The organism is uncultured Fibrella sp., assembly GCF_964250085.1.
Taxonomy (GTDB): Bacteria; Bacteroidota; Bacteroidia; order Cytophagales; family Spirosomataceae; genus Fibrella.
Genome location: NZ_CAXUEC010000004.1, coordinates 705,458 through 719,817 on the forward strand (window position 1 = coordinate 705,458; position 14,360 = coordinate 719,817).

Sequence of the window (14,360 nt, forward strand, 5' to 3'; positions counted from 1 at the left end):
TCAAGGATAAATATACCGATATTTTCTAAATAAGCTCAGATACGTACTCACAAAGCGAAGCTGGTCCGGGTACGTATGATGACTTATCACGTACCCGGACCAGCTTCGCTTTACTCGTTATGATTTATTGATACTGGATGTACAATGGCTTGGGGTTCAGCGACAGCACTTCCGATGGCTCCATCAGGTGCGGCACTTTATGCTTCGACCGCAGATCGACTTTCTTCAGGTCGTTGTGGTAAAACAGCTTGAAGCCGGTGTACTGCACCGGTTCCGTTTGGATATAGTCGTGGTAGGTATCACGCTTGAGCGATGGTGGTCCCCAACCGTCCATGTTCATCACGATCTGTACGTTCGGGTCGAGCTTGATGTTCTTGTAGTTGGTCACCATGCGGCGCGTGAACCGGTGAACGACCAGTACTTTGGGCGGTAGCTTCTTGTCCCGAACAATCTTGCTCAGAAACTGCGTGGCCTCATTAATATCAGCGGCGTCGTAGGTGCCAATTTTAGACCCGGGTTTAGCTCCACTTGTACGCAACGCAAACTCAGGGTCGATGCCGAGATGAACGTAAGGCAATTCGAGATAAGGTTTCAGGAATTCCATTTCGGGACCCAGTGGCGCGTGTCCAACCTGAATATCAAGGAAACAGATAGCATCATGCTCACCCGCCCAACGAATCACTTTACGGATTGTTTTGTCTGACATCCGCATGCTGTAATGGGCGTTTTTGCCGGGAGCACCCTGTGCCGAAATAGCCACGAGGTGCAGCGCTTTCTGGATAGGCGTTTTGGCCGAATCCTGCTCTACCCAGGGAATAGCCTGCTTGTCGAGCATACGGAGCATTTCATCTTTTGGGTATTCGCCCAGCACACCCATTTTTTTAGAGTGAGGATTGCCATAATAGGCCAGAATACGCTTTCCGGGCAAAATAGCACCGGTAATTTTGGGACCGATCATCGCCAGCGAATCAAGCGGCGATAGTTCTTTACCAGCGGCGGCGGTGGTGTCGGTGGTGCCTGAAGCGGTAGCAGAATTGCTGACCGTGGGTGAATCGGTCGAGGCCGAATCGGTTGACGTGGTCATTGTAGCGGTGCTGTCGCTGGTTGTTCCGGCCGTTTCTTTTCCGGCTTTCGACTGGCACCCCTGCCCTAATGAAAGGGCCGAAAACACAAGTACGGGTAAGGCTAATTTTATCATGGGGGGAAAATTACGAACGCCTACTGATTAATCCCGTAAGCCAGGCGGTTAAAGTGACTACTATTTTTTGTAACGGTAATTTCTTATCCAGTCAGCTCATTACGCAGTTGCGCAAAATACAAAGCTGAATACAACAACCGACTGCCATACCAACTGAAGAGTTCACCATCAACCAGACGTACCTGAGCACTTAAACAGCAAGTTTGCAATTCCTTAAGATGTTTTTCCTGAAACGGATAGGGCTCCGACGACAGGAAAATCAGGTCAGGAGCTGCCGCTTTCAAGTCAGTTTCCGTAACCACCGGATACCGGGTCTGGTTGGCGAAAGCGTTGCGAAAGCCGGCTTCGGTCAACATAGCATCGATGAACGTGTTGCTGGCAGCCGCCATATATGGGTTACGCCAGATCAGGTAGGCGACCGATAGGCAGTGTGATCCTGTTACGGGACGGAGTGCTGCAAAAGACGCGCCAATCTGCCGGGCCAGCACGTCGGCCTCGGCTTGTCGATTTACCAGACCGCCTACCTCACGGATCATGACCAGCGCATCGGGGAGCGTTTTCACATCGGTGATGTGTACGGGCGCAATGGCTCTCAGCGCATTCACGTCGGCCTCGGTGTTCTCCTCATAGTTGGCCAGGATCAGCGTGGGATTCAGGGAGGCCACCTGACTGATCCGCACATTTTTGGTGCCACCAACCACGGCCTTGCCAACGACTTTATCAGCCGGGTGAATACAAAACTTCGTAAGGCCCACTACTTCATCAGTTAAGCCAAGGTAAAAGAGGAGTTCGGTTTGAGAGGGCACTAACGAGACAATACGATGCTGGGGAAAGCTGGGCATACGCTAGGTAAAGACAGAACCATTGTGAAGATAGGAAAATCGGGGGTATGTGATTCTACTGGTTAAGTCAACGGATTAATACCGGCGGAATCTTACAACTTCCTTATCGTCAGAACGGCTCCATCCGGCGTTTTGACGAGCACAGTGTATACGGCTCAGGCCCGGTAGGTACGTTGAGGCAAATAGGCTGTTGGTTAGCGATTTACCCGGCCTGGTACTTACCCGGTTGTCTACACATATACACCCCTCATCGGCAGAATAGGGGTAATTCGACCTCCCCTCGTGCAACGTTCTTGACAATTGCGCTACTTTACATCATGGAACTACGTCATATATCGCTATTGGCCGTTGGGCTGCTCCTGACAGGGGTAGCATCGGCTCAAACCAGCGCCCCTACATCGGGTACAATTGCCTACGAAACCATGCGCCGGATAGACCCGTCGGCCATGCGAATTAATATTAATGGCCAGGAAGTCAGACCCGGCGGCACCCTGCCCAACGGCCGTACATTCGAGGTTCCCGAAACGATGGAAGGCACCGAAAGTTTCCGGTTTGCCGGCCATTGGGCGATGCGTGAACCCATCGACCGCCGCAACATGATGCAAATGCGCTTTCAGGGCGGCCCCGGGGGCGGGGGCCCTGGCGGTGGTGGCGGCGACGGGGGTGGTCAGGGGCCTACTGCCGAGCAGCGGCAACGTATGGAACGGTTTCGGAATATGCGCCCCCCGATTGAAGAAACGACGCACACTGATCTGGCGACGGGCAAAACCTATACCATTACGGCACTCACCGTTGATTCGACCCATAAAGAGTATTACAAGTCTGAACAACTGGCTACCCGCCCCGCCGATTGGGAGGTAACCAGCAAGACGAAGAAAATCCTGGGCTATAATTGCCAGAAGGCTACCTGCACCGTAAAAGATCAGCCCTGCACCGTGTGGTTTACGACCGACCTGCCCTTTACGTTTTCGCCCGCGCCAAATTTCACGCCCGACAAAGGGGTGGTATTGCTGATTGAGAGCGATGACCTGCTTTACCGGGCCACGAAAGTAAATGCCGGTACTATCGACGAAGCAAGCCTGAAACCCAGCGACTCGGCTAAGCCTGCTACCAAAGAAGAACTTGCCGAAATTCGGAAAAAGGCGATGGCTACTTTCAGGCAGCAAAGCGGCATGCAGTTTCAGCAACGCAACTAATCGGTAGTCACGCTACTCGGCTTACGCACAGTTCATTGACGGGCTACGCGTAAGCTTTTTTTTGTTCGTCACCGATCATTCTCTTCTCAACACACTCGACCTCTCCCACTCCATGGCTCGATATTTACTACTTTTCTTCTTCCTGATTCCTGTAAGTCTACTGGCTCAGCGGGCGGCCACTAAAAATGGGGTCATCAAAGGAACCACCGTTGACTCTACCACGCAGAAGCCTCTGCTGGAAGCCAATATATCCTTGCTGAACGCCCGCGACTCATCGTTTGTCCAGCTACAGTCAACGGGCGGTGATGGCGATTTTACCCTAACGGGAATTGCGCCGGGCGCATACCGTCTGCTGATTTCGTTTGTTGGCTACAAGACAAAGACCGTCCTCGTGAGCATCACCACCGAGAAACCTGAGGTTTCGCTGGGTACGTTATCTGTTCAGCCACAGGCGCAGAATCTGGGCGAAGTAGTCATTGTTCAGGAGCGCCCGCCGGTAAGTGTGCGCGGCGATACCGTGGCGTTCAACGCGTCGTCGTTCAAGACACAACCCAATGCGCAGGTCGAAGATCTGATCAAGAAGTTGCCGGGCATGGAAGTAGACCGCGACGGGAATGTGAAAGCCCAGGGCCAGGATGTGAAGCGGATCTTTGTGGATGGCAAACCGTTCTTCGGCAACGACCCTAAAATGGCCACCCGCAACCTGCCCGCCGACATGATCGACCGGGTAGAGGTTTTTGACCGGCAGTCGGACCAGTCGCAGTTTTCGGGGGTGGATGATGGTGAACGCGACCGGACGATCAACCTGGTCACCAAACGCGACCGTCGCCGGGGTGTGTTTGGGCAGGAAGCGGTTGGCTACGGTACCGATGACCGCTATCAGGCCCGGATCAGCGTCAACCGCTTCAATAACGGGCAGCAGCTTTCGGCCATTGGCCAACTGAACAATATCAACCAGCAGGGCTTCACCGGCGAGGGCCTGGGTGGGGGCGGCGGCGGTCAGCAGGGTGGCAATAACAGAGGTGGCGGCGGTGGCCAGACGGGGGGCCTCGCGCCGCCAAGCGGCATAACGCGGGCAGGTGCAGCGGGGCTAAACTTCTCGGATGCCCTGGGTACAAAAATCGACCTCAGCAGCAGCTACTTCTTCAACCAGACCAACGCGTTGAATGAGCAGGTAAGCCGACGCGAAACGTCGCTGCCAGCCACAACCGTGGGGGGCGAACGTACCCAGAACTTCACCGACCGCAGCAACGGCAGTATGTCGCTGACCAACTCGCATCGGTTCAACGTGCAGTTCAACTACCGAATGGATTCGCTGAACTCGATTCGGGTAATTCCAAATTTCACGTACTCGCTGAGTAACAACAATACGAATAGCATGTCGAAAACAGTGGATCAGTTGAACCAGCCACTGAACAGCAGCACCAGTTTGTTCAACAGCGATGGCAAAAGCCTATCGGGCAACAACACGTTCCTGTGGATGCACAAATTCAAGCGACGGGGCCGCACATTCTCAGCCAACCTGATCACGTCGGTCAACGATAACACCACCAACAGCCTGAACCAGTCGCAGAACCAGTTTTTCCGTTCAGTAAGCACCGGCACGAACAGCAGTACGCTGACGGGCGGAGGCAGCGGTACCGTAACCGGAGCAGGTAGTGCTACGGGCGTATTCGCCACGACGGTGAATCAGATGAACCGGCAGTTGACCAACGCGCTGACCAACAACATGACCCTCTCGTATACCGAACCGCTTTCGCTGGCCAAGACCTTGGAGTTCCGCTACAATCTGAGTGTGTCGAACAACGAATCGGATCGGCGCACGACTGATTTCAACAACGAAACCGGCCAGTATGACCGCTTGAATACCCAGTTGTCCAACAACTTCGTCAACACGTTTGTCACCAACCGGCTGGGTACGTCCTATCAGTACCGGCGAGTGAAATACCAGTATACGCTGGGCTTCGATATGCAGAATGCCAGCCTCAAGTCGGATAACCTGTCGCGCGATACGACCATCGCCAAATCGTTCCAGAACATTCTGCCAAACGCCCGTTTTCAATACACCATAGGTCGTAGCACCAACTTCACAGTCGACTACCGGACGCGGGTAAACGCCCCGTCGGTCACGCAGTTGCAGCCGGTGATCGACAATAGCAACCCGCTGTATATCCGGTCGGGTAACCCGAACCTGCGACCTGAATACACCCACTCACTGAACATCAACTATCGCACCTTCGACGCGACTACATACAAGAGCTTTAACGCGTCGCTGGGCCTGACCAATACCTACAACCGCATTGTCAACGCCACCACCATTACCCCGGCGGGTGCGCAGGTAAGCCAGCCCATCAATACCGACGGGTATTATTCGCTGTTTGCGTTTACCAGCTTCGGAAAACCCGTAAACTGGGGAGCGCAAAAGGTGAACGTGAACTGGACCAGCAGCCTGAACGGGTCGCGCGGCATCAGCTTCGTCAATGGTCAGTCTAACACATCGGTCAACATGAATATTGGTCAGGGACTAAGCCTGAACACGAATATTAACGAAAAAACAGACCTGAATTTGTCGGGCAATGTGACGTACTCAATTGCCACGTATTCCATTCAGCCACAGCAGAATACCCGTTATTTCACCAACATCGCCAACCTCCGGGCCTACCACCGGTTTGGTAATCGGTTCTTCCTGTCAACCGATGTGTACTACAGCGGCAATACCGGACGGGCAGCGGGCTATAACCAGCAGTTTATTTTGTTGAATGGCAGCGTCGGCCAGTTTCTCTTCAAACAGAAGCAGGGTGAGTGGCGCATCACGGGCTATGACCTGCTGAACCAGAACCAGAGCATTACCCGCAACACCACAGAAACGTACATCGAAGACACGAATAGCCTGGTGCTACGCCGGTACTTCATGCTTACGTTCAGCTACTCGATCCGCTACTTCGCCGCCATGCGCGCAACACCGTAGGAAAGATTTGGGATTGGGGATGTGGGATTTCGGATTGGGCTGACGCGAGTGTACGCACGCGTCAGCCCAATCCGAAATCCCGCACCCCCAATCCCAAATCACTCAATCAGGTTTTTGCAACATTCGCCTGCTTTACCGGTTCAGTTTATACTGTTCGGCTGCCACTCAACCAGCCGGCGTTATGCTGATTATGCCGCTTACGCTCCCGACTTTATCGGACCAGTTACCAACGACTACACACCTATTTACCGACTGTCCGCCAACTACCGCCCGGCGGGTCTCGGTGGTTGTGCCGGTTCGCAACGAAGCCGATGGCATTGCACTAACCCTGGATGCTCTGCGTAATCAGCTTACCATCAGTGGGCAACGGCTCGACCAAGCTTTGTACGAAGTGCTTGTGCTGACCAACAACTGCGCCGACAACTCCTATGACCAGGTACGTCGGTATCAGCAACAGCACCCCTCTTTTGCGTTGTGCGTAACCGACATTACGCTTCCTGCCGAATCGGCCCACATCGGCACCGTACGCCGCATACTGATGGACGAGGCTTGTCGGCGCCTACAGGAGTCGGGGCATCCCGACGGCATTATTGCGTCGACGGATGGCGACACACTCGTTGATCCGTATTGGATCAGTCATATCTTGCGGGAAATCGACGCGGGTAACGATGCCGTTGGTGGGCGCATTCTAACGTACCCAGAACCCGGCCCGGCTCGTTTGCCGCACCTCAGAGATACGACATATCGTCATTTGCTGGCGAAAGCCGAATCGGCGATCGATCCTGTCCCCCACGATCCGTGGCCCTGCCATTTTCAGCATTTTGGCGCTAGCCTGGCCGTTACCTGCAAGGCGTATGTACGCGCAGGCAGGTTGCCGGTTGTTCGCTACCTGGAAGACGACGCTTTCGTGAAAGCCTTACAGCGGATTGATGCCCGGGTGCGCAAAAGCCCGGCGGTGCGGGTATACACCTCGGCGCGCTTACAAGGCCGGGTCGAAGTTGGCCTGTCGTGGCAGTTGCAGCAGTGGGCAGCAGAAAGTCAGGCCGGGACCTGCCAGCAAGTCGAAGACCCGTCGATAACGCTGTCGCGTTTTCACCTCCGGCGCGATCTTCGGTTAGCCTGGATGCAACGGCATGAGCCCGGCAACCTAGCTCGTCTGGCCCCGCTGGCGCGCCAACTGGGCGTAGCCACCACCTGGCTAGTCACCCAGCTAACGACCTGTTCCTATTTCGGTCAATGCTGGGAGGCCATCGACGCCCAGTTCGCCAGCCTCCTGCAAGCAAGCGAACCAGTTGCCGTTCCGATTACAGAAGCCATCTCCTGGCTCAGGGGATGGAGCGCCCCGCCCCTAACTGCTCCCCGTAAGGGAGGAGAACATCCTCGGAATACGCTAAAGCGGTTCCCCTCCCTTACGGGGAGCAGTTAGGAGCGGGGTGATTTTTCAAATAAATCAAGGCGGTATTTTTCTTCGCGATGACCGTGCAGATGCCGGAGTGGCTGCCCCTCACCTGCTTTTTCCAGAAAAGCGTCGTGCACCTGGTCGCCCGTCAGTGGGTAGTCGGGCACAACGGGCGTCCAGTGAACAAGCAGTAACTGGCCGCCCGGCTCAAGGTGGTCGAACAGGCGTTGCTGCACAACCTGCAAATCATCCATCGACCAGTAGTACCCCACCTCCGACATAATGATCAGATCGAACTGTTCATCAGGAAAGTCGGCCGGAATAACCCGGTTTTCGATACGTACCTGGGGTGCACCGGCCAGCCGTTGCCGGGCCTGCCGAAGGGCTACCTCGCTTACATCAACCGCCAGCAACTGACGGCACCGCGTGGCCAGCAGGTGAGTTAGTACACCGATTGAGCACCCGATTTCAAAACCGGACTCATACAATTGCCTGGGCAGTGCGGCGATGGTATCGGCGTACTTATCGCGCTCATACGGGCTGGTTGTGAACTGCCAGGGGTCTTCGTTGGCCCCGTACACCTCCTCGAAGTACTGAGGCGGCAACGTGTTTTTAGGTTCATTCATACGGATAAAGGTTTTTCCAAGAATAATTCATACGGCGTATCAAAATGGCGCAGCAGTTCGGGCGACAGGTAAAAGGCCGACGGGTCATCGTCGATCAGCCGCGTTACCTGCGAACGATGGGCCGCGATGGCCTGTTTCTTCTCAGCCATTACCGGACTGATATCTACGCTCAAGACCAGCCGCTCGTTGGTGCGCGGCATATCGTCGGGACGTCCGAGTTCCCAGAGCCAGATAAGGTATTCCAGCACATGGAGCGGTTCGGGCAACTGAGCCATTGCCCCTTGCAAAAGCTGGTACGTGGCCCGATGATCAGGATGTGGATCACGCTCGAAAGGCACCAGTACCGTAGTGGGGCCAAATGATTGCAAAATAGTTGCCAGTTGCCCAACTACCTCTACAAAGCCAGGCGCATTGGGTACAGGTACGTTCCGGTCGGGTAGTCGTAGAAACGTTGCTTCTTTTTCTGAGACGCCCAGTTCACGCAGTGCCTCTATCGCTTCAGTTTCCCGTAAGTCGCGCAGGCGATGGGCTGGGTACGTTGCCGAGTTGGGGTGCGACTGGGTACCATCGCTGATGAAGATGACATGCACCGAAAATCCCGCCCGGCGTAGCAACGCCAACGTTCCGCCACAGCCCAGCGATTCATCATCGGGGTGTGGAGCCAATACCAGCGTGCGCCCAAGTGAACGCGCGTCGATGGGCGCAGGCCCATCCCGAAGCACGTTCGCCAGGCTTGGTGGCAACGTATCTGGCACTTGCTGTGGCAGTAGGTTATCTGGTCCAGAGGTCATGGGTGGGCGTTTTTTGCTGACTGACATACTGCCCGATATCGGTCAGGGCAGCATCGGGAGCAGGTTGGCGGAGGTACATGGTCAGATCACGGTGAATGCGTTCAAACGGAAGGGGCCGTAGCAACCCGCGCGCACCCACCGACCGTTCGGCCAGTTGCATCACTTCCAGACAAATCTGCTCGATGGCGGTGCGGGTCATGTTGGCGTAGGCCACGATCTTGGTTGCCAGTTCATCGCGCAATGCGGGCTGCCCGACACCCGTCTGAATCCAGGCATCGGTGTTGGCTCCTGCCTGGGCCAGCCATAGATTCCCCGATTCGATACGAATGGCCATTTCGGCCAGGCGCATTTTCTGGAACGGATCATCGGTACGGCCCATCGAGCGGAGCAGTTCACGGGTGGCGTCGAGCATGGCTTCGGCTCCGCCCAATTGCACCGCCGCAAACCGAATAGCCCCCCCGCTGAAGTAGGGCTGCCGGAAGTAGTCGCCAGGTTTCCCCAGCAAATCATCATCGGTGAGTACAACGCCCGTGAAGTCGATCTTGAAACTGGCCGATGCCCGCATGCCGAGTGGTTTCCAGAACTGATCATCAATCACGGTTTCGTCGACGGCGGCGGTGGGCAGAATACACATTTGCCAGCCCCGTGCCTGTCCATCAACCATCAGTTCGCCGGTAATCAGCGGCCGGTCGATCCAACCCGCGCCGGAGCAGAACGTTTTGCAGCCTTCGAGTTCATACCGTCCGTCGCCCAGCGCGTGAATTCGGACACCATCGCTGGCCTGCGTATTCCAGACGCTAAACAGCGTTTGTCGCCGCAGAACGCCCTGAAACCAACGCTCCTGCTGTTGCGATGTCCCGTATACCTGAGCCAGTAACAAGGCGTTGATATGCCCTTCATACACGCGCCCAACCGCCAGGTTAGCCGCTCCTATCCGCTTGAGCATGGTCAGCAACGCAGCCGTGTTACCCTGCTGACCATCGAGTGGCTGATCGGGTAAGGTGACGGCCAACAGCCCTGCGTTGCCCAATTCCAGAAAAGCCTGTTCTGGAAACTGCCCTTCTTCGTCGGTATCGTGAGCCAGGTCGGCAATGGTATGAAGCACCTTCGCGAGGGTATCGGGCTGGTCTTGCCAGTGAGTAAATGAAGTATGTTTGTCGGTTAGCATGGCGGATAACGCTATAGGTATCCAACCTGCTGCGGCCTCCACTGGCTTAAAACTTAGATTAAACGGGAAGCCTTATCTTTGCCACCTCATTACCTACCTCTCGTCTGTTGCAGCTCTCTTCTACTACCGGTCGAATACGCGTCCAATTCATAGCCGGTGTTCTGATCGCCGCGCCCGTTGCGGTGTGGCTTTGGGCAATAAGCCGGTACGCTGCCGATGTAGTCTTCAACGACGATTATGCGCTGCTCGTTTTTATTGCCCGCTGGCATAATCCGGCAACACCGTGGGCCGATCGGCTCACCGATCTGGTCGCCTTACATAATACGCATCGTATCATCTACGACCGGCTGATCAGTCTGGGTATCTACTACCTAACCGGCCAACTCAACTTCAAGGTCATGATCTGGCTGGGGAATCTGGCCCTGGCTGGCATTGGCTGGCAGTTATGGCGCGGATTCAGGCAGTTGGGCCTACCCGTCTGGTATTTTGCCCCCATTCCGTTCTGGCTGTTCAGTCTCCAATCACACGAGAACATGTTCTGGAGTATGGCGGCCCTGCAAAACTTTACGGTTGTCTGGTTTGTACAGGAAGCGCTTCACCAGTTGCATCGACGGGTGCCCATCATCTGGCCGCTTCTACTTAGCATTGCGGCGGCCCTGACCAGCGGTAATGGCATACTGGCTTTTCTGATCGGCGGTCTGCTGCTTGTGAATCAGCCACGTCGGGGTAAAGTTGGTTGGGTATGGGCCGCAGGTACGTTACTGGCTCTTGTTCTACTGCTGGTCGTCTCGTCGGTTGCCCACGAACGAACCCCTATCCTCGGCTGGATTCCTAATCTTTTTCTGGCCCTCGGCAGTGCTTTCACCAATCAGGCAACTACTACGTTACCTATGGCTGGTGGCGCTCTGTTGACGGCAATTCTGGCGGTGGCGCTACTCAGTTGGATAACCGGACTTGGTGTGATCGGAAAACGGCTTCGTCGAGTAGCGATTGCCCCGGAATGGCTTGCGTTCGGCGTATTCATGGTAGCTACAGCACTGTTGCTGGCCATGCACCGCCTGCCCGACGAACTCCTGCGCGACCGCTATAAACTATATGCGCACCTGATGCTTGGTGTGGTTTATCTACTGGCTCTGATTGTTGTCAGTCCCCGGCTGAAATTGGGTTGGGCGATCAGCGTCACGCTATTGGCTATGCTAATGAATGTCGGCGCGTTTCATGCCTGTTTACCCCGCATTGTAGCGGGTTTTCAGCAACGGCAAGTCGACGCTTTCAACTTTCGGACCAACGCCACCACACTGGCAATTCCATACCTGCGCCCCTACACAGACAGCTTGCTTACGCGTGTTCAGCAGCAGGGTATCTACAGTTTCCCAACCACCCTCAAGCCCCCCAAATTCTGGTCGGTCACACCAACAACAACCGATTCGCTGGCTATAAGCAGTTATCAAGATGACTTTGTACACAACTCGCTCCTGGGGGAACACCCCTGCTACTTAACCATTGATAATCAGACTATTGAGCGTCACTTAAGCGACGGTACAGATGATGGAGTATACGTCGCTGCTGATGATACAACCGGGCATACGTACCTATTCCCTGCGTCGCCGACCAAAGGGAGCATCCGGGATTTTGCCACTGGCAAAGGCCCGTTCAAGCCCGGGTTCAACGTTTCTGTTCTCTCCAGTCGGCTCAAGCCAGGTACGTATCAGGTCCGCATAGTACGTGTAGCCGAAGGCACGTATCATTTCCTTGGCGCGGGCCAACCGCTCGATATCCGTTCGATATACTAAGCGGGTGTTTGGAGGCGGTTTACCGGTAAAGTATGTAGGTTTGTGGCCGAAATCTATTCAGCTAGTAGTTTTAGTTTAGTTCATCATGGACACCCTCACTAGTTCTTTCATGAAGAAAGCGACTTAATTTTTTCACTATATGAGCATTGCATCCAGCCTTAAATCAATTATTAAAAAGGCCATTCAGCCTTCGCCTCAAGTTGTTCGTGAATTTGATCCGAAAACCCTGCCCTGGATTGATCGGCCCAACGCCGATATTGATGGGTTTTCCCAGCAGTTTGCCAGCAAGCACACGGGCCTTTCGTATGATATGGCGGAAAAACTGCACTTCTGGCAGAAAAATGGCTACGTGATCCTCGAAAAAGCCATTGCGCCTGAATGGGCCGACCAGCTTTGGCGGGAAATGGAAGAGCTAATCGACAATAACGAACAATACAAGGTCAACGTACGGGTCGATCTGCCTGATTATCAGTCGGCTCCGGTGCAGGAGGTGCGCGCGTTGCCTAAGTCGGTGCTGAGTGGCAAATTCATCAAGTTCATGGATTTCCACAACGCCTCGATCATGGGGAAGAAAATTATGTTGCACCACGATATCGTCACGTTTCTGGAAGCGGTGTTTGGCGAACGGGTGGTAGCCATGCAAAGTCTGCTGTTCAAATTCGGCAGTCAGCAAGCCACTCACCAGGATTTCGCCTATGTGGTTTCCGAGATTCCGAGCCACCTCGCCGCCGCCTGGATTGCCCTGGAAGATGTTCAGTTCGATGCCGGACCGCTCTACTATTACCCTGGCTCGCACAAAATCAAAAAGTTTGACTTTGGCAACGGCATTTTCTTCAATGGCGAGTCGACCCACAACCCCGATGATTTCGCCCGGTATCTGGATAAAACATGCCAGGAAGCGGGTATGAAGCGGGAAACGCTACTGATCAAGAAAGGAGATGTGCTGCTATGGCATGCATCGCTGGCTCACGGGGGCGACCCGATCCGTAGCGCCGATATGACCCGCAAGTCATTTGTCTGCCATTACTCATCGGTTAGCGCCTATAAACATCACCGCCTCCGGATGGCCGATGAGCCCCAACGTTACTCCCTTAATGGCGCCGACGTGTTCCTGAACCCATCGCTCCCCGATCAGGAAGACGTTTTCCGGGCAGGCGAGAACATGTAGGTACGTAGTCAGTGCATAGTCATTTGTGGTCATTCCGCTGCGCTGTCATTGATGGGCATTGGTTGTTTCAAGATAACAGACAACTAATTGCCATCAATGACAGCGCAGCGGAATGACTACAAATGACCACGCACTGACCACGCACCTACAATATGCGTGGGCCAACATTGTTGATTCCTGAAACGTAGACCTCGCCGGTTATACCAACAGAGAGAAACGCCTGCTGCATGGCCTGACCAACGCGTTGCGCCGTTTCAACGTCGCGGCTCAGGGCGAACATCGACGGGCCAGAGCCAGAAATACTACAGCCCAGCGCGCCATTGTCGAGCGCAGCCTGCTTCACTTCATTGAACTCAGGAATCAGAATGGACCGTACAGGCTCAATGATGACATCGACCATCGAACGGCCGATCAGGTCATAATCGGGCTTGGTGAGGCCCGCAATCAGGCCGGCTACGTTGCCCATCTGCGTGATCGCATTCTTGAGCGACACCTCATTTTTCAGAATAAAACGGGCATCTTTCGTATTCACCTCCACGTCGGGGTGAACAAGGGTAGCAAACAGACTGGCAGGCGTTTCGATCTTGATCACATCGAGCGGCGAGTAGCTCCGAACGACCACAAAGCCACCCAGCAGTGATGGCCCCACATTGTCGGCATGGGCTGAGCCACAGGCTACCCGCTCACCTTCCATCGCAAATGGTAACAGTTCGATCGTGGTGAGGGGACGGCCAAGTAATTCGTTGGCCGCAAAAACACCCGCCACGGCACTCGCTGCGCTGGAACCAAGTCCGCTACCGAGCGGCATATGCTTGGTGAGAATCATCTCGAAACCAACGTCGGTACGACCAATCTTTTTCAGAAACACCTGAATGGCGATACCAGCGGTATTGCGCGAAGCCTCGCGGGGGAGCCGGCCGTCATCGCCAAGAATGTCGAGGATACGAACGCCAGGCTCGTCAGACAGTCTCAACAATACTTCGTCGCCGGGCTGATCGACCGCAAATCCAAATATATCGAAGCCACAGGCCACATTGGCAACCGTAGCGGGAGCAAATACACGTATTTCGTTCACAGAAAGAGGCAATTGAGGCCGCAAGTTAAGGGTTCAAGTCTGGAAAGTCGAAAAGAAAGAGTCCTGAGTCTGGATAGCCTTTTTCACAGTGACTATCCAGACTCAGGACTCTTTCTTTTCGACTTTCCAGACTAGT

At 54.6% G+C, this 14,360-nt stretch carries 11 protein-coding genes; 5 read left to right on the forward strand and 6 right to left on the reverse strand.

Annotation, left to right across the window (positions count from 1 at the left end; translation table 11 throughout):
• Positions 1-124: 124 nt before the first annotated feature.
• Together ACFE8Q_RS16460 and ACFE8Q_RS16465 are read right to left on the reverse strand one after the other, a co-directional pair.
• Entirely contained in the window at positions 125-1,198 is a 1,074-nt protein-coding gene (locus ACFE8Q_RS16460) for a hypothetical protein (RefSeq protein WP_375446504.1), read from the reverse strand.
• An 83-nt stretch (positions 1,199-1,281) separates the two neighbouring features.
• A complete protein-coding gene (locus tag ACFE8Q_RS16465; RefSeq protein ID WP_375446505.1) occupies positions 1,282-2,040 on the reverse strand; it encodes an ABC transporter substrate-binding protein in 759 nt (252 codons plus the stop codon).
• Between the two features lie 317 nt (positions 2,041-2,357).
• On the opposite strand from ACFE8Q_RS16465, the gene ACFE8Q_RS16470 reads away from it, so the two are divergent.
• The 3 genes from ACFE8Q_RS16470 (at position 2,358) to ACFE8Q_RS16480 (ending at position 7,630) form a co-directional block, all read left to right on the forward strand.
• Positions 2,358-3,236, forward strand: a complete 879-nt coding sequence (locus tag ACFE8Q_RS16470; protein ID WP_375446506.1) for a GLPGLI family protein — start codon at positions 2,358-2,360, stop codon at positions 3,234-3,236.
• Between the two features lie 112 nt (positions 3,237-3,348).
• Positions 3,349-6,204: an outer membrane beta-barrel protein gene (locus ACFE8Q_RS16475; protein ID WP_375446507.1), complete on the forward strand. Its 2,856-nt coding sequence runs from the start codon at positions 3,349-3,351 to the stop codon at positions 6,202-6,204.
• A gap of 190 nt (positions 6,205-6,394) precedes the next feature.
• Positions 6,395-7,630, forward strand: coding sequence for a glycosyltransferase (locus ACFE8Q_RS16480; protein WP_375446508.1), 1,236 nt, complete (start codon positions 6,395-6,397; stop codon positions 7,628-7,630).
• Here the strand turns inward: ACFE8Q_RS16480 and ACFE8Q_RS16485 are convergent.
• From ACFE8Q_RS16485 to ACFE8Q_RS16495, 3 genes are read right to left on the reverse strand one after another with little or no spacing between them, the layout of a single operon-like run.
• Positions 7,627-8,229: a class I SAM-dependent methyltransferase gene (locus tag ACFE8Q_RS16485; RefSeq protein ID WP_375446509.1), complete on the reverse strand. Its 603-nt coding sequence runs from the start codon at positions 8,227-8,229 to the stop codon at positions 7,627-7,629. The genes ACFE8Q_RS16480 and ACFE8Q_RS16485 overlap by 4 nt on opposite strands.
• On the reverse strand, positions 8,226-9,020 hold the full coding sequence (locus tag ACFE8Q_RS16490) for a PIG-L deacetylase family protein (protein ID WP_375446510.1): 795 nt from the start codon (positions 9,018-9,020) through the stop codon (positions 8,226-8,228). The genes ACFE8Q_RS16485 and ACFE8Q_RS16490 overlap by 4 nt, the downstream gene beginning before the upstream one ends.
• Complete coding sequence (locus ACFE8Q_RS16495) at positions 9,001-10,188, reverse strand: acyl-CoA dehydrogenase family protein (protein WP_375446511.1); 1,188 nt, start codon at positions 10,186-10,188, stop codon at positions 9,001-9,003. Before ACFE8Q_RS16495 ends, ACFE8Q_RS16490 begins: the two co-directional genes overlap by 20 nt.
• Positions 10,189-10,295: 107 nt before the next feature.
• On the opposite strand from ACFE8Q_RS16495, the gene ACFE8Q_RS16500 reads away from it, so the two are divergent.
• Complete coding sequence (locus ACFE8Q_RS16500) at positions 10,296-11,981, forward strand: hypothetical protein (RefSeq protein WP_375446512.1); 1,686 nt, start codon at positions 10,296-10,298, stop codon at positions 11,979-11,981.
• A 139-nt stretch (positions 11,982-12,120) separates the two neighbouring features.
• Positions 12,121-13,149, forward strand: coding sequence for a phytanoyl-CoA dioxygenase family protein (locus ACFE8Q_RS16505; protein WP_375446513.1), 1,029 nt, complete (start codon positions 12,121-12,123; stop codon positions 13,147-13,149).
• A gap of 145 nt (positions 13,150-13,294) precedes the next feature.
• Here the strand turns inward: ACFE8Q_RS16505 and ACFE8Q_RS16510 are convergent, their stop codons facing one another.
• Positions 13,295-14,224 carry a homoserine kinase gene (locus ACFE8Q_RS16510; RefSeq protein WP_375446514.1) on the reverse strand — a complete coding sequence of 310 codons (930 nt, stop codon included), beginning with the start codon at positions 14,222-14,224 and terminating at the stop codon, positions 13,295-13,297.
• Positions 14,225-14,360: the final 136 nt, after the last annotated feature.

Coding starts and splice junctions, on each gene's coding strand:
- ACFE8Q_RS16460 (WP_375446504.1), bottom strand. CDS start 1,198: ATGATAAAATTAGCCTTACCCGTACTTGTGTTTTCGGCCCTTTCATTA.
- ACFE8Q_RS16465 (WP_375446505.1), bottom strand. CDS start 2,040: ATGCCCAGCTTTCCCCAGCATCGTATTGTCTCGTTAGTGCCCTCTCAA.
- ACFE8Q_RS16470 (WP_375446506.1), top strand. CDS start 2,358: ATGGAACTACGTCATATATCGCTATTGGCCGTTGGGCTGCTCCTGACA.
- ACFE8Q_RS16475 (WP_375446507.1), top strand. CDS start 3,349: ATGGCTCGATATTTACTACTTTTCTTCTTCCTGATTCCTGTAAGTCTA.
- ACFE8Q_RS16480 (WP_375446508.1), top strand. CDS start 6,395: ATGCCGCTTACGCTCCCGACTTTATCGGACCAGTTACCAACGACTACA.
- ACFE8Q_RS16485 (WP_375446509.1), bottom strand. CDS start 8,229: ATGAATGAACCTAAAAACACGTTGCCGCCTCAGTACTTCGAGGAGGTG.
- ACFE8Q_RS16490 (WP_375446510.1), bottom strand. CDS start 9,020: ATGACCTCTGGACCAGATAACCTACTGCCACAGCAAGTGCCAGATACG.
- ACFE8Q_RS16495 (WP_375446511.1), bottom strand. CDS start 10,188: ATGCTAACCGACAAACATACTTCATTTACTCACTGGCAAGACCAGCCC.
- ACFE8Q_RS16505 (WP_375446513.1), top strand. CDS start 12,121: ATGAGCATTGCATCCAGCCTTAAATCAATTATTAAAAAGGCCATTCAG.